The organism is Collinsella sp. Sow4_E3 (genome assembly GCF_052116285.1).
Taxonomy (GTDB): domain Bacteria; phylum Actinomycetota; class Coriobacteriia; order Coriobacteriales; family Coriobacteriaceae; genus Collinsella.
In genome coordinates, this window is the sequence record NZ_JBQKLJ010000012.1 from 1 (window position 1) to 24,554 (window position 24,554).

The window sequence follows — 24,554 nt, forward strand, 5'->3', positions numbered from 1 at the left end:
TGTTTGATAGGAAAAGGAATTTCTCGGGGCCGCCTCTCGGCGGCCTTGCGAAAAACGAATCCAAGTCAGACCATTTCAAATGGTTCGATGTCTGCCCGGATGCGACACATCATGTGTGTCCATCCTCGCAGTATCCGGTTCTCAAGGTGCACGCCTGCGCCGGTTCCCGGTCCGACCGGGCCGCGCGGCAAGGAGATATATTGCCAGACCGCGAAGCGATGTGGGACGTCAATTCCACTCTTCACAAGTCCTACACAATATATCGCTTCCTATATAAGTAATAGAAAGGCTGGTGCAGAAATACTGCACGTATCAGATGATGACCCTTCGGTTAAGAGATATATAAAGATCGGTCACCTGTAAGTGTCTATCTACCCGCGCTTTTGCTATATAAAGCAGCGCCTTAGATAAAAAGAGGGAGCGCCGCGCACAGCGCGACACTCCCCTAGCGATTCAAGAGAATCAATTAGGCCTCGAGAGCCTTCTTGGCGATGGTAGCCAGCTCGTTGAAAGACTCGATGTCCTCGTAAGCCATCTGAGCCAGGACCTTGCGGTCGAGCTCGATACCGGCGACCTTCAGGCCGTGCATGAACTGAGAGTAAGAGATGTCGTTCAGGCGAGCAGCAGCGTTGATACGGGTGATCCAGAGAGAGCGAATCTCGCGCTTCTTATTGCGGCGGTCACGGTACTGATACTGCAGAGAGTGCTGGACCTGCTCTTTAGCATGCTTGTAAGTACGCGAAGCGGCACCGTAGTAACCCTTCGCACGGTGCATAACGGTACGGCGCTTCTTCTTGGCGGCAACAGCGCGCTTAATACGTGCCATGTTCTATCAACTCCTAGACGGTTAAACGAAAAACGGGAACGCTAACTTAGGCGAGACGCGACTTGATGACCTTGCGGTCGGCAGCGGCGATCTCGGTCTCCTGACGGAAGCCACGCTTACGCTTGGTGGACTTCTTGCTCAGGATGTGGCTCTTGAAAGCCTTGGCGCGCATAAGCTTGCCGGTACCAGTCTTGCGGAAACGCTTCTTGGTGCCGCTGTGGGACTTCATCTTAGGCATGAAATACTCCTTAATCGGTTACAGAACACTAGTTACTTAGTATCACTTGCCGCTTTATCCTCATCAAAGGCGCCCTTAATCGGGGCGAGCAGCATAAGCATGTTACGGCCTTCCATCTTAGGCTTGGACTCGACCGTAGCGTAAGGCTTAAGATCCTCGGCGAGACGCTCGAGAACGTTAAGACCCTGCTCCGGGTGAGCCATCTCACGGCCGCGGAACATGATGGTGATCTTAACGCGTGCGCCCTTCTTGAGGAAACGCAAAACGTGGCCCTTCTTGGTCTCGTAGTCGCCAACGTCGATCTTGGGTCGGAACTTCATTTCCTTAACCTCGACCTTGGACTGGTTCTTACGAGCAGCCTTGGCCTTCATGGCCTGCTGGTACTTGAACTTACCGTAGTCCATGACCTTGCAGACCGGCGGCTCCGCGTTGGGAGCGATCTCGACAAGGTCGAGACCCTGATCGTCGGCGACGCGCTGGGCATCGCGGATGGCGAACAGGCCGAGCTGAGAGCCATCGACGCCAATCAAACGGCACGAAGATGCAGTGATCTCGTCGTTGATACGGGTGTCATCAGACTTAGCTATTTTCCCTACCTCCATTCATAAAAAAAAAACCCGGCGCTTTTTTGCAACCAGGTCGTACACATAGACATCCTCGATATGAGGAAGAGAATCTAAGTTGTATGACCAGTCAGCTGCTCATTGGCGCCAAAAGGTGGGAACCCTCGGGTTCCTCTTTAGGGCATTGCGGAAACAACGCCTTGGCGATAATAACACGTACCGCTCGTTATCACATTACGTACACGAAAAAGGGGGCCTTAACCCCCTTGAACGCTCTTTTGCATGTATGGTGCCCGAGGCGAGACTCGAACTCGCACGTTGTTGCCAACGGTGGATTTTGAGTCCACTGCGTCTGCCAATTCCGCCACTCGGGCACGTATTGCGTGAGTTAGTTTATCACAGCTTTCCGTAGATTAGTCCGAAAATGGAACTTCGAGCATTTCGATGAGTTCGACCGTGCGGAGCATCTCGCGCTGGCGGCATCCGCGACCGTCGACCGAGGCCTCGCCCATCTGGTTATCGTAGGGGTCCTCACGCATACCGTCAAAGACGGGTTCAAACTCTGCCTGGAACCGACAGTTTGCCACCATGCGCCATGGATCAAGGTTGCCAAAGTAGTGGCGGCGGCGCCATTCCTCCCCCATCCTGCGTGCCGAGGAGCCAAACGAGACATCGGCGTTAAGCCAACCCGTCTGCGGTGTATAGAACTCCGCCCAGTCATGCGAGCCCACCGAGTCGGGCGCAACGTACAGGCCGCTCTGCCAACGTGCGGGCACGCCGGCGATGCGGCACATGGTGATAAACGTGAGTGCCATAACACCGCAGTCACCGCGAAGCGAATGCGCGCAGTCATCGGCGATAGAACCCAGAAGCAGATACGGTGGCTGGTATCGATAGTCGATATGATGCGTCAAATAATCATAGATAGCCCGAGCGCGGTCGAGCTGATCCTCGAGACCATCGACAACATGTTCGGTCAGCTGCTGCAGATACGGCGTGAACGCAATATGCGGTCGGTCCTCGGAAATATCCTTGGGCAGCGGCGCGTCCATACACGGATGCGCCGGAAGCGCTCCCCCGTAGATATCGCAATAAGCAGCATCAATCAGATAACGATAGGTCACTGAGAACGATCGATCAGCCGAGGAAACCCACGAGGCGGTACGCGCCAAAGCGTTCGCGGGAGCAAGGACCCCCTCCGGCGTCATATCGAGAACCTCGATATGAGACTGTTGACGACAGGCGGCGGCAACGGGAAGCCACGCGCGAACGGTCTCCCCCTCCAGAGCACCGGGAACAGACACGGATGCTTTAAGCGTAATGGCACGAGACAGCCCGCCCTGTGATTCCATCTTCTTAAGCATCTGGTTGCGCAGCGCAGTTCCATCCGTAGAATCGGGACGCAGGCCCGGAACCTCCTTGGGATACACACGCAAAGAATCAAGGAAGTTGTCGAGAACGAACAGTTCACCATCGATAAAGCGCCAGTCGATGCGCTTGCGATCGATCAGGTCGTCAAACTGTTCCTCGGTAAACTCCGGCCACTCCTCGCGGATCATCGCAATAGCCTGATCGCGCGACACCGAAAAATGAAATGACATCTCGATCATGCGATACCGCTCGGCACGAACGCAAGCGGCCAACGAGGGATCAGGGCCCTGCTCCAAAAGACGGTCGCAAGCCGCAACAGCCTGCGCCAGGTACCCGGCGTCCTTGAGACGAAGGATCTCAGGTGGCAATCCAATGTCGAGATGACGAAAATCATCGCAACAAACATCAACAGAGCAACCAACGGGGCCCTCGGCAACAACCTTTCCATCGGCAGGCAAAACATTAACGACAGCCATAACCACTCCCACGCAGAACGACAACCCGAGACCATTGTACCGACATAAAAAGAAAGCCCCAACAAGGGAGCCATCAACACCGCTGAGCGGTAGTCAAATAAATAATTCAGCCCAGTAACCCCGTAGCGAGTTAACGAAGGAGGCCCCGTTTCCCCGGAGCTGATTCCATCGCGCGACTTCTGGCGAAGCCAGGTGAGCGCGAGGGAAACAGCGTAGGGGAAACGGGGCCTCCGGCGGGAAGTTAAACCGCTACTTACGCCTTGTTGACGGAGCCAAACTCCTCCATGAGCTCCTTGGTGCGAGCAACGATGTTGTCGCGACCAGGCTTGAGGAGCTTGCGGGGGTCAAAGCCCTTGCCCTGCTGATCCTTGCCAGCCTCGATGTACTCGCGGACGCCCTTGGCGAAGACGAGCTGCAGGTCGGTGTTGACGTTGATCTTGGAGATGCCCAGGGAGATGGCCTTCTTGATCTGATCCTCGGGGATGCCGGTACCACCGTGCAGAACGAGGGGCAGGTCGCCGGTCTGAGCCTTGATCTCGCTCAGGCGCTCGAAGGAAAGACCGGCCCAGTCGGCGGGATACACGCCGTGGATGTTGCCGATGCCGCAGGCGAGGAAGTCGACGCCCAGGTCAGCAATCTGCTTGCACTCAGCGGGGTCAGCGAGCTCGCCGTTGGAAGTCACGCCGTCCTCGGTGCCGCCGATGCCGCCGACCTCGGCCTCGATGGACATGCCCTTGGAATGGGCAAGCTCAACGAGCTCCTTGGTGCGATCGAGGTTAAGCTGGAAGGTTTCCTCGTGAGAGCCGTCATACATGATGGACGTGAAGCCGGCCTCGATGCACTTGAAGCAGTCCTCGTAAGAACCGTGATCGAGGTGAAGGGCGACGGGAACGGTAACACCCGTGGCCTCGACGGCAGCCTTGACCATGTCGGCGCAGACCTTGAAACCGCCCATCCACTTAGCGGCACCAGCGGTGCACTGAAGGATCAGCGGAGACTTGGCCTCCTCGGCGGCCTGGAGAATAGCCAGAGTCCACTCGAGGTTGTTGGTGTTGAAGGCACCGAGAGCATACTTGCCGGCCTCGGCCTTCTTGAGCATGTCTGCTGCGTTGACGAGCATAAAAGAAACCTCCTGTAAGGTTGCTCCGATAACGCATGAGATTTTACCACGGCGTACCCGAGCGTAAACGTTCGTTTGTTCACGAATATCGTCCAAACAGACTTTTTTTGACCGTTTGCCCTACGGAATCGGCCCGTTGGGGAAAATATCTTGACGTTTGGACACTTCTCGTGCTTAAGCAGCTGACTACAAAGCTACATCTGCATGAAAGGGTTCTGCATGAGCTCGCGCGCCATAGTGGTCGAATCACCATGCCCCGTTAAGCAAACGGTATCGGCTGGAAGCAGCTGGGCGAGCTTGGAGAGCGAGCGCAGAATCGCCGCCTCGTCGCCACCGGCGAGATCGGTGCGGCCGTGGCTGCCCGGGAACAGGGTGTCGCCAACAAAGGCGATGCTTCCCTGCTCGGTGGCGGCGAACAAGACAATGCCACCCGGTGTGTGACCGGGCGTCTCGATCACCTGCAGGCAGATATCACCCAATTCAATCGTATCGCCCTCAGCAAGCAATCGCGTCGGCTCGCCCGGATCGGGCGTATCGATGCCCCACATCGCTCGCTGCTCCTCGATATTCTCACGAGATACCAACACGTCCTTCGCACCTAACTCATATAGGAAACCCTTACCGACGGCGGCTCGCGCTCCGGCAACGCCACCTACGTGATCGGCATGGCCATGGGTGCAGACAGCGCCTAGCACGTGCGCGTCAGGATGCTTGGCATAGATATGTTCCACAAGACGCTCACCTTCCCAGGCCGGATCGATAATCAGGCATTCGCCGCTCGAGATTACGGCGTAACTGTTGGTCTGAATGGGGCCGTTTACAAGCGCCTCGATCGAAGCCGTACCCCGAGGGGTTAAGTCCAAAGCTGCAGTGACCATGAGCACGTCCTCCTTCTACAAGCGTCGAGGCATCAAACGATGCCTCGAACGTAGCCAATATCATTACCGTTGTGCGTTCGTAACGCCTATACGCGACGCTTAAGCTGAGCCCCACCCTCGCCAGGCATCAGACGTCGTGCGTCATAGACCGAGTCGACACTGCTGATGGATGCCAGCAGCGGATCCAGACCGCTCGCGTCCGAAATCTCGACCATAAAGCGCAGGGTCGCAATGCCCTCGCGGTTGGTCGAGGTAGCGGCGGAAAGGATATTTCCGCCTGCATCGCCAATGGCGATGGTGACATCCTTGAGCAAGCCCATACGATCCAAGCACTCGACCACGATCTCGACCTGGAAAAGCGTATCGGCAGCACCATCCCACTCCACGTCAATCATGCGCTCGGGGTGTTCCATGAGACCCTTGACGTTGGGGCAGTTGGCACGATGCACCGAGACGCCTCGACCGCGCGTGATAAAGCCCACGATGTCGTCGCCCGTCACCGGATTACAGCAATGCGCCAGACGAACCAGCAGGCCGCTGTTGCTCTCGCCCTTGACGATAATGCCGTTACTTGCGCTCTTGCCACGCTTTTGCGGTTTGCGGTTGGAACCGCGGGCAGGCTGCTTGACGACCTCAGCGATGGCTTCGGCCTTGGTGAGCTGCTCCTCGGGCTTGGGATCCAAGATTTGCTCGACCTTATTGCCCACAGCGCGCGGGGCGACCTTGCCCGCGCCAACGGCTGCGAACAGGTCCTCGAGTTGCTTGAAGTTAAACTGCTCCGCCACGGCATTGAGTGCACGCGTGGATCGCGGCGTAGAGATGCCGTACCCGCGCTTGCGCAGGTCCTTGGCCAGCATATCGCGACCGGCAGCAGCGTCATCGTCTTTGGTCGCAGCGGCGAAGTAACGGCGAATCTTTGACTTGGCCGAAGGCGTCTTGACGATCTTGAGCCAATCGCGCGACGGCTTGGAGCTCTTGTTAGTCAGGATCTCGACACGGTCACCCGTCTTGATTTCGTGCGTGAGCGGAGCCACCGCACCGTTGATTTTGGCGCCGACGCAGTGGTTGCCGACCTCGGTATGAACAGCGTAGGCAAAGTCGAGCGGTGTAGAGCCCGCACGAAGCGCCATGACCTCACCCTTGGGCGTAAAGACAAAAATCTCCTGGTCAAACAGGTCGACCTTCAGTGAGTGCAGATATTCTTTGGCATCGGTGATCTCGTCAGAGGCTGCCCAATCGAGTGAGTGCTTGAGCCAGTTAATCTGATCGTCCAGACGCTGTGCGTCGTTGGTCTTGGAGGCAGACGATCCGCCCGATTTCTTATATAGCCAGTGGGCGGCGATGCCGTACTCGGCCTGCTCGTGCATCTCGTAGGTTCGAATCTGAATCTCGAGCGGACGGGCCGTGGGGCCGATAACCGTCGTATGGAGCGATTGGTAGTTATTGACCTTGGGCATGGCGATATAGTCTTTAAAACGACCGGGCATGGGATGCCACAAAGTATGCACGGCACCAAGCGTGGAATAGCAATCGCGCACCGAATGGGTGATGACGCGCAGCGCCACCAGATCATAAATCTCGGAGAACTCCTTGCCCTTGCGCTTCATCTTTTGATAGATGGACCAATAGTGCTTGGAACGACCGTTGATCTGAAAACCCTCAAGGCCAATGCGGTCGAGCTCATCGGTAAGCGTCTTGATAGTCTCGGCCAGAAAGCGTTCGCGAACCTCGCGTGACTCTGCCACCATGCGGGCGATGCGCTGGTAAGCGTCGGGTTCAAGGTAGAAGAAGGACAGATCCTCGAGTTCCCACTTGATAGAGCTCATGCCCAGGCGGTCGGCCAGGGGCGCGTACACATCCATGGTCTCGCGCGCCTTAAACAGGCGGCGGTCCTCGCGCAGGGCGGCAAGCGTGCGCATATTATGCAGGCGGTCGGCGAGTTTGACGATGATGACGCGAATGTCCTTGGACATGGCGAGGAACATCTTGCGCAGCGTAAGCGCCTGCTTTTCGTCCATGTTGTCGACTTCGATGTTGGTAAGCTTGGTCACGCCGTCGACGAGCTCTGCCACGGTTTCGCCAAACAGACCCGAAACATCGGCAAGCGAGGTATCGGTATCCTCGACGGTATCGTGCAGCAATGCAGCGCACACCACATCGCAGTCCATCTTAAGGTCGGCCAAAATGATAGCCACCTCGACGGGATGGTTAATGTACATCTCACCCGAGCGCCGCTTTTGGTTGCAGTGCTTCTCGGCAGCAAAGCAGTAGGCCTGCTCCACCTTGGAGAAGTCATCCTCACTCATATATTTAAGGCACAGGCGCTCCAGCTTGTCGTAGCTGTCCGCCATAATCTCGGGCGGCAGATCATCGGCATGCGTATAGTGCTCCATCTCCGAAAAGGGCTGGAGGGCGGAATCATGGGCGGTACGGGCTGCGGCATCCATCGAGGTCCCCTTCCCTAGGTCCGCGGTACGATCGGGCGGTTAATTTTGGTAAGCATATCAGAAGCGCACGAATCGAGTGCCCAACTCCGGAAAGCCGAGAACTCCATGCGCGAGCGCAAGCCCTCCAAATAGCGGATCGACCTGCTCAACTGCACGCGCCCGGGGTTTTCGGTCATCGCGATGCGACGGGTATCGTCAAACCCCGAAACGTGACAGAAACCGAGCTCTTCGAAGATTCCCAAGCCGCTTGCCACCGAACGCTCATCGACCGGCGTGCGCGCGTCGATTGCAAGGCACATCTGCGCAATGTCGATATCGCTTGCGCAGAATGAATCGTCCCCCGTCTTGCCACGATTGGAGCGCCACATGGTCTGCAGCGCCCGATAGAGCGTGACAAGCTCATCGCGCTCGGGCGCGTAACAATCGAGCAGGCGCTCATTAATACGAGCGTCACGAGACGAATAGAGCAGGTGAATCACGGCAGGCTGCCCATCGCGGCCGGCACGGCCACTCATCTGGTTAAACTCAATCGCGCCAAACGGCATGTGGTAGAGCACGACATGGCGGATATCGGGCAGGTTGACGCCCTCACCGAAGGCCGAGGTTGAAACGATGCAGCTCAGGCTGCCATCTCGAAACGCCTCCTCGACGCGTCGGCGATCGGAACGCGCAAGCCCGGCGTTATAGAACGCGATATGGGTCGCGCAGTCGGGCACACGTTTGCGCAACGTCTTGGCAAGCGCCACGGACTGGTCGCGCGAGTTCACGTAGATGACGGTCTTCTCCCCCGTCGCAACGATCGAAACCAGGCGATTTTCACGGCTCGCAAGGTCACGATCGTCCTCGAGTTGTAGGTTCTCGCGAACGGTCTCGTCGACCACCGTGCTGGTAATCGGCAATACGCGAGCAAGCTCTGCCACAACTGGAGCCGTCGCGGTAGCCGTTGCTGCCATGACAACGGGGTCGCCCAGGGCTTTAAGAATATCGGGCATATCGAGGTATGCACTCCGGTCACCACCCTTAGCAAGACCGGCATGGTGCGCCTCATCGATAACAACGAAGCCAATACGTCTAGAACGCGCAAATCGATCACGGTGGATAGACAAGAACTCGGGCGTCGTGAGAACGATACCGATGCGACCCGAAGCAAGGCCGGCGAACACGTCATCACGCACGGCCTCCACGGTCTCGCCAGTCAGCACGCCGACACCAATGCCGAGCGCGGCCATCGTCGAGGAAAGGTGATAGGCCTGATCGGCAACGAGCGAACGCAGAGGATAGACAAAAATGCTCGCACGCCCGCGAAGAACCGTCTCGCGCGCGGCATGCACATGGAAAATCAGAGACTTGCCACGCCCCGTCCCCATAACGGCCAAAACGCTCTGATGGTCGGCAAGCGCGTCGAGTGCCTCGACCTGCGCGCGATGCGGCTGGTTCGAGCCGATAAAGCTATGGAGAAGCGAGCGCGTGAGCTCGGTATAAGAAAGCTGGGCGAGCGTCTCGCGTTTACGCGACTCCAGGCGCAGACCAGAATCCGCCGGTTGCACGCCGCGGCGAAGCTCACATGCCGGATCGTCGATATTGGGCGCCGCGGTATCGCGCACCAAGACATCTTTGATCATGAGCTTGGGCTTCACACGTCCCTGCCAATGCTCGGCCACGGCCTCGAACACCAAGTCGACGGCGCTGTCGCAATTGATGAGCCTATCGATCTGCGGCACGCGGAACATGATGGCCGGCACACTCGCGGCACCATCGGTCGCCACAAAGCGCATGTGCTCGCCGGTTTTGCCCACCACGGCGCGATCGCACATCGTCACGCCCTCGGCGGCCAGAAGCGGCACCTTATTGCCCTGGCCAAACGGCTCAAGACGGGAAATTTGCTCGATGGTCTCGATATTTAGCTCGGAGAGATCAACGGTGGCGGCAACCTCGTCAGTGTCCTCAAAGTCCTCGGCGGGAAGCTCCGATAGCACGGCCGAAAGGCGACGGCGGAACTCATCGAGCTTGGATGCCTCGATGGTCACACCCACCGCACCGGCATGCCCGCCGCGACGAATCAGCAGGTCGGAGCAACGCTCGACGGCGTCGAACAGGTTGATCTTGCCCACCGAGCGGCCCGATCCGCGCGCAACGCCATCCTCGATCGAGAAGAGCAGCGCCGGCACGTGATAGCGATTGGTCAAGCGGCTCGCCACGATGCCCTTGACGCCCTCGTGCCAGCCCTCGCCGCCCACGACGATTGCGCGCCCGCCGTCATAAGTCTCCTCGACCTTCGCCATGGCATCGCGCGTAAGCTCGGCCTCGATCTCGCGGCGTTGGCGATTGATTTCCTCGAGCTCGGCGGCAAGCGCGCTCGCTTCGATGGGGTCGCGGGCAAGCAGCAGGTCGAGCGCCAGCTTGGGATCAGCCATGCGGCCGGCAGCATTCAGACGGGGGATGAGCGAAAACGACAGGCCGTCGGCCGTAATGGTAGAAAGGTCGGCCTTGGCAAGTGCGGCAAGCGCGATATAGCCGGGACGGGCCGTCACGCGCATCTGCTGGATGCCCTCGGCGACCAGTGCGCGATTCTCGGGCGTAAGCGGCATCATGTCGGACACAGTGCCCAGCGCCGCGACCTCTATCAGCGAACGCCAATACGACGGCTTGCCCAAACGCTCGCCCAGGACCTGCACCAGCTTGAGTGCCACGCCGGCACCGGCAAGCTCGCGCGAGGGACCCTTGTCCTCGAGCTTGGGGTCGGTCAGGGGCACGCCCTGCGGCACCTGGTCGGACGGCTCGTGATGGTCCGTGACCACCAAATCGATCCCCAGGCTCTCCAGATAGGAGGCCTCTTCCTTGGCGGCAATGCCGTTATCGACGGTCACGATCAGCTGGGGGCGAGCGAGCTCGTTAACGCGGTCGAGCGCCGCACGCGACAGGCCGTAGCCCTCGTCAAAACGATGCGGAATAAACGGCGTGACGTTGGCGCCAAACGAACGCAGCGCCTCGGTCAACAGACAAGTCGACGTAATGCCGTCGACGTCAAAATCGCCAAAAACGGCGATGCGCTCGTGGCTGCGAATAGCACGCTCAACGCGGTCGACGACGACCGCCATACCCGGAATAACGAGCGGGTCCGCCCAGTCGCGATCGAGCGAAGGCGTCAAAAAAAGCTGACCTTCCTCGATGGATGTAATGCCGTGCGCAACCATAATGCGCGCCACCAGCCCGGGTATGCCCAGGCCAGCCGAAAGCTCCTTTTCGAGCTCGGGGTTTTGCTGAGCGACCGCCCAGCGATGCGTTGTCTTAAGCGATGACATAGGCGCTCACCCCCGATAGGGGCAGGTCGCCGCGATACCTCTCACGGTTCATAGCGATGAGTCCTCTGTGTATGCCCGCTTCGGCAGGCAGATCTGTTGAACGAATTTATTATACCGTGCGGCGCGGACGCACAACGTCCAGCACGCCGTGGTTTCGATAAACGAGAGCGGTAATAGCCGCGAAATAATCGGGCGTTTCAGCCACGCGGACGCATGCGAGCGTCTAGCATATCCATTCAAAACGGATTCACGAGCAAAGGGAGTCACAAGCGCATATGAAGCAATGGGTTGGACTGGGTAAGTTTCTCGCGGGGCATATGCAGATCATCGTTCCGATTTGCGTGACGCTCGGCGTGCTCTTTCCCCAGCAGATCGGCATACTCAAGCCCATCGTCCCCACCCTGTTTGCCTTTATGACGTTCCAAGGTGCCCTCAGCAACACCTTCCATCAGGTAGCCGAAGTATTCCGCCGTCCGCTGCACCTGATTTTGGCGCTGCTGGTCTCGGCGGTGCTTATTCCCATAACAGCCTATACCATGGGATCGCTGTTCTTTGGCTCCAACCCCAACCTTGTCTGCGGTATCGTGCTCGAGTACAGCGTACCTGTGGCAGTCACTGCCTTTATGTGGATTAGCATGTTCGGCGGCAACGGCCCGCTCGCGCTCACCATCATCCTGACGTCCTCGGTTATCTCTCCCGTTACGATTCCGCTCACGCTTAAGCTCTTGCTGGGCGCCACCGTCTCGATCGACGTGCCGGGCATGATGCAGAACATGGCCTTCATGATCGCTATCCCCGCCCTGCTCGGCATCGTGATTAACGAACTCACGCGCGGATGGGGACACGAGAAGCTCTCCCCCGCGCTCTCGCCCGCCTGCAAGTTCATGATGATGGGTGTTATCGCGTCGAACTCCACCGCCATGAGCGAGTACGTGCTGCACATGAACGCGGTGCGCTTGGAAGTCGCCCTCTTTATTTTGATCTTCGCCATCAGCGGCTTTGTCGTCGGTATTCTGGTCGCCCGCGCACTGCATCTGCCGTATAGCGAAACGACTACCATGTGCTTTACCTGCGGCATGCGCAACATCTCTTCGGGCGCCGTCATCGCCACGCAATACTTTCCGGGCGAAGTCGTATTTCCCGTCATGTGCGGAACGCTGTTTCAGCAGGTACTTGCCTCGCTTATCGGGCATCTCTTTGAGCGTCTAACCGGCGAGGAGCGCGCTGCTCAGCGCAAGCGCGTCGAGGCCGGCCGCGACGCCATGGCACGCTAGGCTGTCCGCATTACGCGGGTGCTAGTCTTGCTATACGAGCGTTTCCAGATGCTCGCGCAGGCGCTCAGCATCGATATCGAGCGTCGTCTCGGCATTGACCTGGGCCAAACGATAGCCGACAAAGTAGGGCGAAACCACCCAACGCGGCAGCGCCTTGGCAATGGTCCGACCGCCCAGGTGATAGAAGAACAAGTTGTACGACTCTGCACGGCCACCGTGGTGCTCGTTTAGGATATAACGCAGAGCTACCTGGATCGCATCGGCGAAGAGATCCGCCTCGGCTTGGTCCCGCGTGTCATCGCTGGCGGCGATTCCCCGCGGAGCTGAAACGTTGACCTCAAAGAACCCCATAATCGGTTCGGTTGAGATGTTGACCGCAATTCTCCCCTGTTGCCAGACATTGATGCCTTCGAAATTGGCGGAAGTCAGCGAAGCATAGCCATCTTCCTGCTCCAAACCCACAATCTGCATGTGCGGATGAACGAGACTACCGCCCGAGAGCGGACCCTTGTTCTTGTACATGAGCACGCTTCGATACTGCTGTGAATCGATCATCTGCTGCCAGCAACCCAGGGCAAACCGCATCACATGATGCAGCTCGTCCGGCGCATAGGTCACCAGATCTGCGTCGTGGTCGGCCGACTCGATCAGCACGGTTTGACGGGTGGCGCGCAGGGTCTTGAACTTATTCTCGAGCCAGATACAGTCACCGTCGCGCCGGATGATATTGGCGAGTTCCTCGGTATCGCAAAAGGGGCACGCAGTACCAGGGCGCCGGTTGTCGTCGGGCTTCCCGCTCGCCTGCTGAACGTCAAATACCAGGGGCACGGGTTATACCTCCAGCGGCACGATCTTGGTGCCATGGAGCTCGGAGACGCCCAGTGCCGCAGCCACGGTATCGCGGTTGGACGTGGAAATGCCGCCGCCGGGAAGGATGATCAGGCGATCGTCCGCGTAGTCGATAAGGTGGGACAGATGCTCCAGGTTGTCCTCAATCGGCGTGCCGGCGGCACCGCCATGCGTCAGGATGCGCGTTATGCCGCAGTCGGCGAGCGTGTCAATCGCGTCGAGCTGAGCCTCGGGCGAGAGCTGGTCAAACGCCATGTGAAAGGTGATGTCGATGGGCTCGCGCTTGCACTCCTCGGTCGCGCAGCCCGCAGCCATCACGAGGGCGCCCAACGCAAGTTCATCGAGCGCCCATCCGCCGGCACAAGGCTTGCAGCAGCCAAAGACCAAGCCATCGACGCCGGCACTTACGGCAAGGCCCAAGTCCATCTCCATCATGCGCAGCTCGTCCTGGTTGTAGTGAAAGTCGCCGCCACGCGGACGGATCATGCACATCACCCGTGCATCGTGCTCGCGAGCATAGCTGGTCGTAGCGCTGATAACGCCGGCCGAGGGCGTGGTGCCACCAACCGCAAGGTTGTCGCACAGCTCAATGCGTCCCGCACCGGCCGCAATGGCCGCCGGCACCCGCTCAAAGTTCTCGGCACAAAACTCGTACAGCATAGATAGACCCCCAGATGACACTTCTATTTCCACACGGCATTGTCGCACTTTAAATACCAAGCCAACGGATCATTTCAAAAGGGGCGCTGACCGAGTTGGTCAGCGCCCCTATTACTGGATGGATTAACCACCAAGATAAGCTTTGCGGACGTTGTCGTCGTGCAGCAGCTCTTGGCCGGTGCCGGTCATGGTGATCTTGCCGGTCTCGAGCACGTAGCCGCGTGTGGCGATGGAAAGCGCCATCTGCGCGTTCTGCTCGACCAGGAGCACCGTGGTGCCGGCCTTGTGCAAATCCTCGACAATCTGGAAGATCTGCTCGATCAGGATCGGCGCCAGACCCATGGAGGGTTCGTCGAGCATGAGCAGCTTGGGGTTACTCATAAGGGCACGACCCATAACGAGCATCTGCTGCTCGCCGCCCGAAAGGGTGCCGGCCACCTGGCGACGGCGTTCCTTCAGGCGCGGGAACTGCTCGTAAACACGTTCGAGGCCCGGGGCAACCGTGGACTTGGGCTGTGTATAGGCACCCATCTCCAGGTTCTCCTCGACCGTCATCTGCAAAAAGGCACGACGCCCCTCGGGTACCTGAGACAGGCCCTTACCAACCAGCTTGTCGGCGGGCGTATGGATAATGTCCTCGCCCATAAACTTGATGGAGCCGGTCTTGGAGCGCAGCAGGCCCGAGACAGTCTTGAGCGTCGTGGACTTGCCGGCGCCGTTCGCGCCAATCAGGGCCACGATCTCGCCCTCGTTAACGTTAAAGGAGATGTCCTTAATGGCGTGGATGGCGCCGTACCAGACGTTGATGTTGTAGACGGAAAGCATCGGCTCTGCCATTTAGTTCTCCCCCTTATCCTGCTTGCCCAGATAAGCCTCAATAACGGCTTCGTTGTTCTGGATTTCCTCGGCCGTGCCCTTGGCGATGACCTTGCCAAAGTTAAGCACGCAGATACCCTCGCAAATATTCATGACGAGCGACATGTCGTGCTCGATGAGCATGATGGCAATGCCAAAGGTGTCGCGAATCTTGACGATGTTCGCCATGAGCTCCGCAGTCTCGGACGGGTTCATGCCGGCGGCAGGCTCGTCGAGCAGTAGTAGCTTGGGATTGGTGGCAAGCGCGCGGACGATCTCCAAACGACGCTGAGCGCCGTAAGGTAGCGAGCCGGCCTGCTCGTTTGCCAGATGTTCCATATCAAAGATAGACAGAAGCTCCATGGCGCGCTCATGGGCGGCCTTCTCGTGCTTCCAATACGTCGGCAGGCGCAGCACGCCCTCAAAGCCGGAGTAGCACTCCTGGTTGTGCAGGCCGACCTTTACGTTGTCCTCCACCGTCATGGTGTTGAACAGGCGGATGTTTTGGAAGGTACGAGCGATACCCATGCGGTTGACCTGGTAGACGGACTTGCCCGAGGTGTCCTCACCGTCGAGCAGGATGGTGCCGTGCGTGGGCTGGTACACCTTGGTGAGCAGGTTGAAGACCGTGGTCTTGCCGGCGCCGTTGGGGCCGATGAGACCGGCGATCTCGGTCTTTCCGATGGTCAGGCTAAAGTCGTCGACCGCCTTAAGGCCGCCGAACTCAATGCCCAGGTGGATGCACTCGAGCGCCGGGCGCTCGCCCAGGTCGCGGTCGGGAACGATGGCGCCAGAAGGATACGGGACCATCTTGCCCTTGTTGAACTCAAACTTACTGGGCATCGGTTGCCACCTCCTTCTTGGAAGCAAAGCGGTCCTTAATGCGCGCGAAGAACGCCTTGAGCTGCGGGTTGTTAGTAAAGACCATGACCAGAATCAACACGATGGCGTAGATGAGCATGCGGTAGTCCGAGAACTGACGGAGCAGCTCGGGGAGCACCGTGAGCAGCGCCGCCGCGATGACGGAACCGCGCATGTTGCCCAGACCGCCCAGGACCACGAACACCAGAATGAGAATCGACGTGTTGAAGTCGAACTTAGTGGCGGAGAGCTGCGAGAAGTTACCGCCGAAGAGGGCTCCGGCAGCACCGGCGAGAGCGGCGGAGACCACGAAGGCGATCATGCGGTACTGGGTGACGGAGATACCCACGGACTCGGCAGCGATCTTGTTATCGCGCACGGCCATGATGGCACGACCGGTGCGGCTGCGGACCAAGTTGAGCACAATCACGAGCGCAACCATAACCAGGATGGCGCCAGCAAGGAACGTCGAGTAGGTCGAAACACCAGATGCGCCCTGGGCACCCTTGATGATAGCGGTGCCGTCTTCGAGCAGGTGAAGGTCGTCGATCGTGGAATTGCCCGTGATGTTAAAGATCACGTGCAGGCCGCGGGAATCGACGCCCACAATGAGGCAGGTAACGATCTCTTTGATGATCTCGCCAAAGGCCAACGTTACGATGGCCAGGTAGTCACCGCTCAGGCGAAGGACCGGAATACCGATCAGGAAGCCCAGAATGGCAGCGGCGATAGCGCCGACCACAATGCTGATGATCAGACGCACCGGGTCGGACGGAATGGCGCTCTCCAGCGCGACGGCGGTGACGATTCCCGTATAGGCGCCGACGCTCATAAAACCCGCGTGGCCTAGCGACAAGTCGCCCGCGATGCCGACGACGAGGTTGAGCGAGATGGCCATGACGATATAGGCCGTGATGGGAACCAGCTGACCGACAATCATGCGCGGAATCATGTGGTTAGACTGCATAAAGAACACGATGGCGAACGCCACAACGCACATGGCGTACGTGACAAAGTCGTGACGCGTCTGCTTGTCTGTAAGAAACTTCATAACGCTCACCTACACCTTCTCGGGTACGTACTTGCCCAAGAGGCCGGCAGGCTTGACGAGCAGGACGATGATCAAAACGCCAAAGACGATGGAGTTGGCAAGGCTCGTGGAAATGTAAGCCTGCGCCATCGCCTCGATGATGCCGATGAGAATGCCGCCGACAAAGGCACCGGGGATGGAGCCGATGCCGCCGAAAACGGCAGCGTCGAAGGCCTTGATGCCAGGCATGGCGCCCGTGGTGGGCTGCAGAACCGGCGAGTAGGAGCACAGGAGCACACCGGCGATGGCGGCAAGGGCGGAGCCGATGGCGAACGTCATCGAGATGGTGCGGTTGACGTTGATGCCCATGAGCTGAGCGGCGGCCTTGTCCTCGGACACGGCGCGCATGGCCTTGCCCATCTTGGTCTTACCTGTAAAGATCATCAGACCGGCCATGATAACCAGGCAGGCGACGATGGTGACGAGCGAGACGGCACTTACGTTGAACTTGGCCAAGAACTCCGGCACCGGGAAGGTGACGAGCGAAGTGAAGTTCTTGGGCGTGGCGCCCCACAGAAGCTGCGCGGCATTCTGCAGGAAGTAGGACACACCGATGGCCGTGATCAGAACGGCCAGCGGGCCTGCTTGGCGCAGCGGCCTATAGGCCAGACCCTCAATGAGAACACCGAGAACCGTGCAGACCACACAAGAGAGAACTACAGATGCCCAGCCCGGGAGGCCGAGATACGACGTGGCGCAGAACGAGACATAGGCACCGACCATGATGACATCGCCGTGAGCGAAGTTGAGCATCTTGGCGATACCGTAGACCATGGTGTAGCCCAACGCGATGATGGCGTAGACGCTGCCCATGGACAGGCCGTTGACCAGGTATTGGATAAAGACCGTCATGTTCCACATCCCCCTTTCGAATAGGTTTCCAGTTGATGTATGAAACAGGGACGTTACGTTGTCCCCAGATACCAAGCAAGCAGGGAAGGCGAAAACCTCCCCTGCTTGGGATCAAAACCGCTCTATGTAAGGCGGCCTATTAGGCCAGTACGTACTTGCCGTCGGTGATGACATACGCCGTAGGATCCTTCTGGACCTGGCCCTTGTCGTTCCAGGAGAGCTTGCCGGTCAGACCGTCAACGGTAATCTTGAGCATAGCCTTGGGCAGCTTCTCGGCAACCTCGGTCGGGTCGGCGTCGACACCAAGACCGGCCTCCTTGAGGGCCTCGGCCACCGCGTGCACGCCGTCGTAGGCATCGGCGGCAAACTGGTCGGGGGTATCGCCGTACTTATCCTTGTAGGCGTTGACGAAGTCGGCGTTCTTCTCGTCGTCGGCGGAGAACGGGGTCATGAGCAGCAGACCCTCGGCAAGAGAGGTGTCGAAGCCCTCGACGCCCAGGATACCGTCCATGCCGTCGCAGCCCATCATCTTGACGTCGTAGCCCATGTCCTTGGCGTTCTTGAGCAGGACGGACGCCGGCGTGTAGTAGATCGGCGCAAAGATCATGGTGGCGCCGGCCTGCTTGGCCTTGGTCAGCTGGTTGGTAAAGCTCGTAGCGGAGTCGTCCTTAAAGGTCTCCTCGTCAACAATCTCGAGCTTGGACTCAGCGGCCTGAGCCTTAAAGGAATCTGCAATGCCCGAAGAATAAGCGTCGCCGGAGTTATAGAACAGCACGAACTTCTCGTCCGCATACTTCTCTGCCAGGAACTTGGCAGCGTTGACGCCCTGGTTGGGGTCGGTAAAGCAAACCTGGAAGACGCAATCCTTTCCGTCGGTGACGTCCTCGGAGGACGCGGACGGGGTGATCATGAATGTCTTGGGGTCGTTGCTGCACTCTGCGGCAACGGCAACCGACGCACCCGTGGTGGTCGGGCCGACGAGGGCCTGCATGCCCCAGTCGAGCAGGTTATTAAAGGCGTTGACGGCCTTCTCGCCGTCGGCCTGGTCGTCCTCGGCCTTGCTGGCAAGCGGCAGCTCCTTGGTGGAGAAGTCCTTGCAGCCAAGCTCGACGCCCTGGGTAACGGACTTGCCGTAAGACGCGGCGGCACCGGTCAGCGGGCCAATGGTGCCGATCTTAAACGAAGCGTCGCTCGAAGCGGAACCGCTGTCGCCGCCGTTGGAGGAGCAGCCAGCTAGAATGGACATCGCCCCCAGACCTGCTGCGCTCGCGATAACGCTCCTGCGATTCATAACAGGGTTCAATGACTTACCGGTGAGGCTCGACATGCGGCTCTCCTCTCAAATCTCGTCGGGTTTCGGTTACCCGACAGGCCATCCTCCGCCGTCTTCGGCGTTCGCAAAATAGTAGACGCTTTAGTTGAGAAAAGTGGCGATTATTTCAACTTTTCTTTTGCCTTGTCCATTTATCCATAATTATGCGTATTTCTGTCGGTTTATACAGTTTAGCGACTTTATTGTGTGAAAGTAATGTTTCCGTTCTGTTACAAGCTTTCCTGCCCTGAATAACATGGCCCCACCGGTCTCGTTATATGCACTTAGGCGGCGATGTACTTGCCGTCCTGAATCACATAGGCCGTAGCGGGCTTCTCGACTTGGCCCTCGTCGTTCCACGTGAGCTCGCCTGTCAGGCCCTCAATCTTGATCTTGCGCATAGCCTTGGCAAGGTCGCCGGCAATGTCGGCGCCGTCGACCGTAATGTCGATGTCCGCCTCATCGATCGCCTCGACAATCGCGTGGATGCAGTCATAAGCATCGGCGGCAAACTGGTTGGGCGTCTCGTTGTAGGCGTCCTTATATGCCTTGACGAAGTCGGCGTTCTTCTCATCGTCGGCAGAGAACGGGGTCATGAGCAGCACGCCCTCGGCAAGAGAGGTGTCGAAGCCCTCAACGGAGAGCAGGCCGTCCATGCCGTCGGTGCCCATGAGGGTCATTTCGTAGCCCATGTCCTTGGCGTTCTTGAGCAGGACGGACGCCGGCGTGTAATAGATCGGGGCAAAGATAAGCGTGGCGCCGGCCTCCTTGGCCTTGGTGAGCTGGTTGGTAAAGCTCGTGGAAGAGTCGTCCTTAAAGGTCTCGGTATCGACGATATCGAGCTTGGACGCCTTGGCCTGCTCGGCAAAAGCGTCGGCAACGCCCGAGCTATACGTATCGCCGGAGTTGTAGAACAGGGCGATCTTGGCGTCTGCATACTTCTCGGCCAGGAACTTCGCGGCGCTGGCGCCCATGGTGGGATCGGTGAAGCAAACCTGAAAGACCGTGGTCTTATCCTTGGTGACGTCGAGCGACGAGGCCGAAGGCGTGACCATGAGCATATCGTCGGCGATCTCGCCCGAGACGGCGACGGCGGCACCAGTCGTGACGGGGCCGACGAGCGCCTGCATGCCCCAGTCGCACAAGGTATTGAAGGCGTTGATGGCCTTCTCGCCGTCGGCGACGTCATCCTCGGACTTAAGCGAGAGTTTGAGATCCTTGGTCGAGAAATCCTTGGCGGCGAGCTTGGCACCTTTCTCGGCCGAAACGCCATAGGTTGCCGCGGCGCCGGTCAGAGGGCCGATGACACCGATCTTGAAGGTCTTACCGTCATCGGCGGAGCCGCCGTCCGAGCCACCCGACGAGCAACCAGCGAGTGCGGCAGCGCTGCCGAGCGCCGCGGCGCCGGCGAGAAAGTTCCTACGGCTGAGCATGCTGTTGATGTTGAACATGGTGTCCCCCTTTTTTTCGCTGGCCGCGGTGCGGCCGTCTTGCGGTACGGGGCAAACCTTATGGCGCAAACGTTGACAGTTTGTTACGGAAGTTCGTTTGTAGCGAGCATGTTTCCAATGTTTCCGCAGCGTTTCGAGGGTGCCGTTTTGTGCGACTCCTGTTGCCTGGCGAGCACGCGCTCTCGGTTCACGCTAGAATGCACTCAACATTACTTGATCAATCAATCTATAAGATGCACGAAGGAGCTATCTATGAGCGAACCCCTGCGCACCGTGAACGTCGGTCTGATCGGTCTGGGAACCGTCGGCGGCGGCGTGGCCCGTCTGATCAAGAGCCACCACGATGAGTACCTGGCCGCCTACGGCATCGACCTTAAGCTGACCCGCGCCTGCGCGCTTGCCTGGGAGCAGGCCGAGGCAGCCGGTATTGAGCGCGAGGCCTTTACGAGTGACTGGCATGACGTCGTTACCGACCCCGCCGTCGATATCGTCGTCGAGCTGATCGGCGGCGAGCATCCCGCGACCGAGATCTTCACCACCGCCTTTGAGCACGGCAAGCACGTCGTCTCTGCCAACAAGGCCCTGTTGGGCCGCCACGTCGAGACGCTTGCCGAGAAGGCGCGCGCGTGCGGCGTGCAGATTAAGTGCGAGGCCAGCTGCGGCGGCGGCATCCCCATCGTGAGCACGCTCGAGCACGACCTGGTGGGCAACAAGATCCTGACCATCGCCGGCATTCTCAACGGTACCACCAACTATATCCTGTCGCGCATGGACGCCGAGGGCGCCGATTACGCCGACGTGCTTGCCGACGCGCAGGCCAAGGGCTACGCCGAGGCCGACCCGTCCGCCGACGTCGACGGCTTCGACGCCGCCAGCAAGACGGCGATCCTCGCCTCCATCGGCTTTGGCACCCGCGTGACCACCGATGATGTGTACCAGCAGGGTATCCGCACCATCGGCGCCGAGGACATCGCCCAGGCCCGCGAGCTCGGCTACACCATTAAGCTGCTCGGCATCGCCCGCAACACCGACGCCGGCGTCGACGTCCGCGTGCATCCCACGCTGATCCCCGCCGACCACATGCTTGCCAAGGTCAACGGCGCCATGAACGCCGTCTACGTGGTGGGTGACGCCGTGGGCGAGACCATGTTCTACGGCGCAGGCGCAGGCTCCTTCCCCACCGCGAGCGCCGTCGTGGGCGATATCCTGTCGCTCTCCGAGCAGATCAGCCGCGGCGTGGCTCCGCTGCCCGAGATTGAGCCCTATGGCCACAACCTCGCCTTTAAGCCCATGGACGAACTCCAGACCAAGTATTATGTGCGCCTGAAGGTCGCCGACCGCGTGGGCGCCCTGTCCGAGACGGTCGATATCTTTGCCAAGCACAACATCTCGATCTCGCTCATCAACCAGGTCGAGGACGGCAAGTCGGGCGTCAGCGATGCCTGCTCGGTCATCTTCCTGACGCACCGCGCGCTCGAGAAGGACGTCCAGGCTGCCGCCGCCGAGCTTGCCAGCGTCGACTGCGTGGCCGAGGTCGCCAACGTCCTGCGCATCGAGAACGTCGAGGCCTGGACCGAAGGCGTCATGGCCAACTAACCCAACGCTCGCCTAGCAATACGAGCTTTGAGGGCTCCCGTCCGATGTGGGACGGGAGCCCTTTTGCCTCCTGCCCTAAGCACAACGGCAGAGCACATTTGCGCGAGCCGCTCATCGGTAACGCGCGCTACCGTTCACCGATATGCAAACGCGGTCGATTCCGGCTACCGCTACGCTGGCTGAGAATGTCCGCCCGCGATGAGAGGAAGCACTATGTTGCTCGAGGGCAAGAAAGCAATCGTCACCGGAGGCACGCGCGGTATCGGCTATGCCATCGCCTGCCGTTTTATCGAAGAGGGCGCCGCCGTCACCGTCTTTGGCTCGCGCCAGGAGACTGCCGACGCGGCCGTTGAGAAGCTGGCGGCCGCCTATCCCGACGCCAAGGTCTGGGGCCGCTCCTGCGACCTCGCCTCACTCGAGGCCGTGACCGAGGCTTTTACCCAGGCTGCAACCGACATGGGCGGCTTGGACACGGTCGTCAACAACGCCGGCATCTCCCAGCGCTCGCCGCTTTTGGACTACACGGCCGAGGAGTTCGCCAAAGTCATGGACCTCAACGTCGTCGCCGTCTTTAACGGTCACCAGGCGGCCGCCAAGATTATGACCGAGGCCGGCCACGGCGGCACCATCACCACCACGAGCTCGATGGTCGCCAAGTACGGTCAGCCCTCCGGTGTCGGTTACCCCACGTCCAAGTTTGCCGTCAACGGCATGGTCCAGTCGCTCTCGCGCGAGCTCGCCCCCATGGGCATTCGCGTCAATGCCGTCGCACCCGGCGTAACCAAGACCGATATGGTCGCCAACCTGCCCGAAGAGGTCATCAAGCCCATCATCGCCACCATTCCGCTGGGTCGCATGGGCGAGCCCGAGGATGTCGCCAACGCCTTTGTTTTCCTGGCGAGCGACATGTCCTCCTACGTCACGGGCGCCGTGCTCCCCGTCGACGGAGCCGCCCGCTCCTAAAGGTCGCAAGCCACGACTTCGAACCTCAACGAGGCCCAACGCAAAAGGCGCGCTGCCTGCATCAACCGCAGGCAGCGCGCCTTCTTCTGTTTGTAAGGGAAACTGCGTCCCGGTATTTCAGCTCCGAACGGGACACAGCTTCCCTCAGGACCTTCTTTCGGAAACTATGTCCCATTCTGGGCGCGGATTCTGGGACGCGCTTTCCGCAAGGCCTTTGATTCGGAAAGCGCATCCCATTTTGAACCTGGGACTGCGGACGATTTCCTGGACCGCTAAATCGCGGCCATCCCCAGCGACGACCGGTAGTCGTCCGGTGTCGCGCCACCGAGCGCGTCGCTTGCCCGCTCGGAGTTGAAGCGCCCTATCCACGCGCCGAGGGCCTCGATGAACTCCCCGGGCGACCAGCCCGACCAGTCCCTGCCGTGCCAGAACTCCCTCTTGAGCAGGCCGAAGAAGCCCTCCATCGCCGCGTTGTCCGGGCTGCAGCCCTTGGCGGACATGCTCCTGGCGAGGCCGTGCCCCTCGCAGATCGAGATCCAGCCGGGCCAGCGGTAGTGGCCGCCGCGGTCGGAGTGGATCACGGGGCGCTCGCCGGGCGCCAGCCGGGAGCACGCGTCCGACAGCGTCGAGTTCGCGAGGTCGGCGTCCGGTCTCTCGCCGGCCCTCCACGCCACGACCGAGGAGTCGAAGCAGTCCCTGATGGCCGACAGGTAGACCTTCCTGCCGGAGGGCAGCCTGAACTCGGTGATGTCGGTGAGCCACAGGAAGTTCGGCAGGGCCGAGCGGAAGTCGCGGCGCACGAGGTTCGGCGGGGCCGGCGTCGGCTCGCCCGCATAGGAGCTGTAGGGCCTCCTCTTCCTCCTCATCCACCTGGGGACCAGGCCCTCCTCGCGCATGATGCGGAGGACGACCTTCTCCGAGGCGCGCACGGGCTCGTCGAGCTCGCGCAGGCGCGCCGTCACGAAGCGGTACCCCCGCGCCCCCTCGCCGTCCTCGGTGAAGATCCTGCGCACGAGCGCGCGCAGGGGCGCGCGCCGGTCAGGCCTCGCGATCGCGCGGCGCTGGTACTCATAGGAGCTCTTTGATATCCCCAAGGAACTCGTGAGTTCTCTCAAGGACCACTTCCCGCACGGCCTCAGGCGGTCTATCACCAGGGTCTTCTCCCTGTTCGACATCCCGTCGAGGCTCTCGGCTTTTAAAACGTCCTGCACCGCCCTCAGCACCGCGTTCTCGAGCCTGAGCCGCTCGATCAGGGCGTCCTTGTCCTCCGGGTCGATGTCGGGGTAGTCGGGGCCGTCCCCGACGAGTCGCGGCAGGTCCATTCCTCCACCGGCCCTTCCCGCGGGCTTGCGCACGTCCCTGATCCAGCGCCAGACGGACGTCTTGCCGGGCCCGCCGAGTATCTCGGTTATCTCCATGACGGTGAGCCCGGCGCCGCGAAGCGCCCTGGCCCTCTCCACCATTCTCCTACTGTATGCCATGCGGACTCCGTTCCGGACCTCAACGGTCCAACTTTTTGTCCGCAGTCCCGTCTTTAAAGCGGGACGCGGCTTCCCCTAGGGAAGCATCT

General features: G+C 59.8%; 21 protein-coding genes and 1 tRNA gene. 4 read left to right on the top strand and 18 right to left on the bottom strand.

Annotation, left to right across the window (positions count from 1 at the left end):
- On the top strand, window positions 1-281 hold a 281-nt coding region (locus ACTQ48_RS07650; protein ID WP_441570515.1), incomplete at its 5' end, for a hypothetical protein.
- A gap of 185 nt (window positions 282-466) precedes the next feature.
- On the opposite strand, the gene rplT is transcribed toward ACTQ48_RS07650, so the two are convergent.
- From rplT to recJ, 9 genes are all read right to left on the bottom strand, one after another.
- On the bottom strand, window positions 467-826 hold the full coding sequence (rplT, locus tag ACTQ48_RS07655) for a 50S ribosomal protein L20 (protein ID WP_006234421.1): 360 nt from the start codon (window positions 824-826) through the stop codon (window positions 467-469).
- Between the two features lie 46 nt (window positions 827-872).
- Window positions 873-1,064 (bottom strand): 50S ribosomal protein L35, encoded by a 192-nt coding sequence (rpmI, locus tag ACTQ48_RS07660; protein ID WP_006234422.1) that lies wholly within the window; start codon window positions 1,062-1,064, stop codon window positions 873-875.
- A 32-nt stretch (window positions 1,065-1,096) separates the two neighbouring features.
- Window positions 1,097-1,666 carry a translation initiation factor IF-3 gene (gene infC, locus ACTQ48_RS07665; RefSeq protein ID WP_006234423.1) on the bottom strand — a complete coding sequence of 190 codons (570 nt, stop codon included), beginning with the start codon at window positions 1,664-1,666 and terminating at the stop codon, window positions 1,097-1,099.
- 248 nt (window positions 1,667-1,914) lie between these two features.
- Window positions 1,915-2,001 (bottom strand) — tRNA-Leu (locus tag ACTQ48_RS07670).
- 39 nt (window positions 2,002-2,040) lie between these two features.
- Complete coding sequence (locus tag ACTQ48_RS07675; protein ID WP_441570516.1) at window positions 2,041-3,474, bottom strand: transglutaminase-like domain-containing protein; 1,434 nt, start codon at window positions 3,472-3,474, stop codon at window positions 2,041-2,043.
- A gap of 253 nt (window positions 3,475-3,727) precedes the next feature.
- The gene (gene fba, locus ACTQ48_RS07680; protein WP_441567664.1) at window positions 3,728-4,594 is read right to left on the bottom strand and encodes a class II fructose-1,6-bisphosphate aldolase; all 867 of its coding nucleotides are present in this window, start codon (window positions 4,592-4,594) and stop codon (window positions 3,728-3,730) included.
- Window positions 4,595-4,788: 194 nt separating this feature from the next.
- Complete coding sequence (locus ACTQ48_RS07685; RefSeq protein ID WP_441017253.1) at window positions 4,789-5,472, bottom strand: MBL fold metallo-hydrolase; 684 nt, start codon at window positions 5,470-5,472, stop codon at window positions 4,789-4,791.
- A gap of 86 nt (window positions 5,473-5,558) precedes the next feature.
- Window positions 5,559-7,919: a RelA/SpoT family protein gene (locus tag ACTQ48_RS07690; RefSeq protein ID WP_154517206.1), complete on the bottom strand. Its 2,361-nt coding sequence runs from the start codon at window positions 7,917-7,919 to the stop codon at window positions 5,559-5,561.
- Window positions 7,920-7,933: 14 nt separating this feature from the next.
- Window positions 7,934-11,221 carry a single-stranded-DNA-specific exonuclease RecJ gene (recJ, locus tag ACTQ48_RS07695; RefSeq protein WP_441570517.1) on the bottom strand — a complete coding sequence of 1,096 codons (3,288 nt, stop codon included), beginning with the start codon at window positions 11,219-11,221 and terminating at the stop codon, window positions 7,934-7,936.
- Window positions 11,222-11,496: 275 nt separating this feature from the next.
- Here recJ and ACTQ48_RS07700 point away from each other — a divergent pair, with 275 nt between their 5' ends.
- The gene (locus ACTQ48_RS07700) at window positions 11,497-12,495 is read left to right on the top strand and encodes a bile acid:sodium symporter family protein (protein ID WP_441570518.1); all 999 of its coding nucleotides are present in this window, start codon (window positions 11,497-11,499) and stop codon (window positions 12,493-12,495) included.
- Between the two features lie 30 nt (window positions 12,496-12,525).
- On the opposite strand, the gene ACTQ48_RS07705 is transcribed toward ACTQ48_RS07700, so the two are convergent.
- The 8 genes from ACTQ48_RS07705 to ACTQ48_RS07740 form a co-directional block, all read right to left on the bottom strand.
- Window positions 12,526-13,323 carry a DUF4931 domain-containing protein gene (locus ACTQ48_RS07705; protein ID WP_441570519.1) on the bottom strand — a complete coding sequence of 266 codons (798 nt, stop codon included), beginning with the start codon at window positions 13,321-13,323 and terminating at the stop codon, window positions 12,526-12,528.
- Window positions 13,324-13,326: 3 nt separating this feature from the next.
- The gene (locus ACTQ48_RS07710) at window positions 13,327-14,004 is read right to left on the bottom strand and encodes a copper homeostasis protein CutC (RefSeq protein ID WP_441570520.1); all 678 of its coding nucleotides are present in this window, start codon (window positions 14,002-14,004) and stop codon (window positions 13,327-13,329) included.
- 123 nt (window positions 14,005-14,127) lie between these two features.
- Window positions 14,128-14,841, bottom strand: coding sequence for an ABC transporter ATP-binding protein (locus ACTQ48_RS07715; protein ID WP_229770701.1), 714 nt, complete (start codon window positions 14,839-14,841; stop codon window positions 14,128-14,130).
- The gene (locus ACTQ48_RS07720; protein ID WP_441570521.1) at window positions 14,842-15,702 is read right to left on the bottom strand and encodes an ABC transporter ATP-binding protein; all 861 of its coding nucleotides are present in this window, start codon (window positions 15,700-15,702) and stop codon (window positions 14,842-14,844) included. It lies immediately after the preceding gene.
- The gene (locus ACTQ48_RS07725) at window positions 15,692-16,771 is read right to left on the bottom strand and encodes a branched-chain amino acid ABC transporter permease (protein ID WP_441064165.1); all 1,080 of its coding nucleotides are present in this window, start codon (window positions 16,769-16,771) and stop codon (window positions 15,692-15,694) included. The genes ACTQ48_RS07720 and ACTQ48_RS07725 overlap by 11 nt, the downstream gene beginning before the upstream one ends.
- A gap of 9 nt (window positions 16,772-16,780) precedes the next feature.
- On the bottom strand, window positions 16,781-17,662 hold the full coding sequence (locus tag ACTQ48_RS07730; protein WP_154517188.1) for a branched-chain amino acid ABC transporter permease: 882 nt from the start codon (window positions 17,660-17,662) through the stop codon (window positions 16,781-16,783).
- A gap of 139 nt (window positions 17,663-17,801) precedes the next feature.
- Window positions 17,802-18,989 (bottom strand): ABC transporter substrate-binding protein, encoded by a 1,188-nt coding sequence (locus tag ACTQ48_RS07735; protein WP_427719715.1) that lies wholly within the window; start codon window positions 18,987-18,989, stop codon window positions 17,802-17,804.
- 269 nt (window positions 18,990-19,258) lie between these two features.
- Window positions 19,259-20,425, bottom strand: coding sequence for an ABC transporter substrate-binding protein (locus tag ACTQ48_RS07740; RefSeq protein ID WP_441570522.1), 1,167 nt, complete (start codon window positions 20,423-20,425; stop codon window positions 19,259-19,261).
- 252 nt (window positions 20,426-20,677) lie between these two features.
- Between ACTQ48_RS07740 and ACTQ48_RS07745 the strand changes: the two genes are divergently transcribed.
- A complete protein-coding gene (locus tag ACTQ48_RS07745) occupies window positions 20,678-22,021 on the top strand; it encodes a homoserine dehydrogenase (RefSeq protein ID WP_427729157.1) in 1,344 nt (447 codons plus the stop codon).
- Window positions 22,022-22,234: 213 nt separating this feature from the next.
- Complete coding sequence (locus ACTQ48_RS07750) at window positions 22,235-22,984, top strand: SDR family NAD(P)-dependent oxidoreductase (protein ID WP_441570523.1); 750 nt, start codon at window positions 22,235-22,237, stop codon at window positions 22,982-22,984.
- A gap of 272 nt (window positions 22,985-23,256) precedes the next feature.
- On the opposite strand, the gene ACTQ48_RS07755 is transcribed toward ACTQ48_RS07750, so the two are convergent.
- The gene (locus ACTQ48_RS07755) at window positions 23,257-24,465 is read right to left on the bottom strand and encodes an IS3 family transposase (RefSeq protein ID WP_441570524.1); all 1,209 of its coding nucleotides are present in this window, start codon (window positions 24,463-24,465) and stop codon (window positions 23,257-23,259) included.
- Window positions 24,466-24,554: the final 89 nt, after the last annotated feature.

Bases quoted from the DNA above. Each gene is read 5' to 3' on its own strand.
- ACTQ48_RS07740 (WP_441570522.1), bottom strand. From the start codon at position 20,425: ATGTTCAACATCAACAGCATGCTCAGCCGTAGGAACTTTCTCGCCGGC.
- recJ (WP_441570517.1), bottom strand. From the start codon at position 11,221: ATGTCATCGCTTAAGACAACGCATCGCTGGGCGGTCGCTCAGCAAAAC.
- ACTQ48_RS07730 (WP_154517188.1), bottom strand. From the start codon at position 17,662: ATGACGGTCTTTATCCAATACCTGGTCAACGGCCTGTCCATGGGCAGC.
- ACTQ48_RS07690 (WP_154517206.1), bottom strand. From the start codon at position 7,919: ATGGATGCCGCAGCCCGTACCGCCCATGATTCCGCCCTCCAGCCCTTT.
- ACTQ48_RS07710 (WP_441570520.1), bottom strand. From the start codon at position 14,004: ATGCTGTACGAGTTTTGTGCCGAGAACTTTGAGCGGGTGCCGGCGGCC.
- ACTQ48_RS07745 (WP_427729157.1), top strand. From the start codon at position 20,678: ATGAGCGAACCCCTGCGCACCGTGAACGTCGGTCTGATCGGTCTGGGA.
- ACTQ48_RS07715 (WP_229770701.1), bottom strand. From the start codon at position 14,841: ATGGCAGAGCCGATGCTTTCCGTCTACAACATCAACGTCTGGTACGGC.
- rplT (WP_006234421.1), bottom strand. From the start codon at position 826: ATGGCACGTATTAAGCGCGCTGTTGCCGCCAAGAAGAAGCGCCGTACC.
- infC (WP_006234423.1), bottom strand. From the start codon at position 1,666: ATGGAGGTAGGGAAAATAGCTAAGTCTGATGACACCCGTATCAACGAC.
- ACTQ48_RS07720 (WP_441570521.1), bottom strand. From the start codon at position 15,702: ATGCCCAGTAAGTTTGAGTTCAACAAGGGCAAGATGGTCCCGTATCCT.
- ACTQ48_RS07725 (WP_441064165.1), bottom strand. From the start codon at position 16,771: ATGAAGTTTCTTACAGACAAGCAGACGCGTCACGACTTTGTCACGTAC.
- ACTQ48_RS07685 (WP_441017253.1), bottom strand. From the start codon at position 5,472: ATGGTCACTGCAGCTTTGGACTTAACCCCTCGGGGTACGGCTTCGATC.
- ACTQ48_RS07700 (WP_441570518.1), top strand. From the start codon at position 11,497: ATGAAGCAATGGGTTGGACTGGGTAAGTTTCTCGCGGGGCATATGCAG.
- fba (WP_441567664.1), bottom strand. From the start codon at position 4,594: ATGCTCGTCAACGCAGCAGACATGCTCAAGAAGGCCGAGGCCGGCAAG.
- ACTQ48_RS07735 (WP_427719715.1), bottom strand. From the start codon at position 18,989: ATGTCGAGCCTCACCGGTAAGTCATTGAACCCTGTTATGAATCGCAGG.
- ACTQ48_RS07755 (WP_441570524.1), bottom strand. From the start codon at position 24,465: ATGGCATACAGTAGGAGAATGGTGGAGAGGGCCAGGGCGCTTCGCGGC.
- rpmI (WP_006234422.1), bottom strand. From the start codon at position 1,064: ATGCCTAAGATGAAGTCCCACAGCGGCACCAAGAAGCGTTTCCGCAAG.
- ACTQ48_RS07750 (WP_441570523.1), top strand. From the start codon at position 22,235: ATGTTGCTCGAGGGCAAGAAAGCAATCGTCACCGGAGGCACGCGCGGT.
- ACTQ48_RS07675 (WP_441570516.1), bottom strand. From the start codon at position 3,474: ATGGCTGTCGTTAATGTTTTGCCTGCCGATGGAAAGGTTGTTGCCGAG.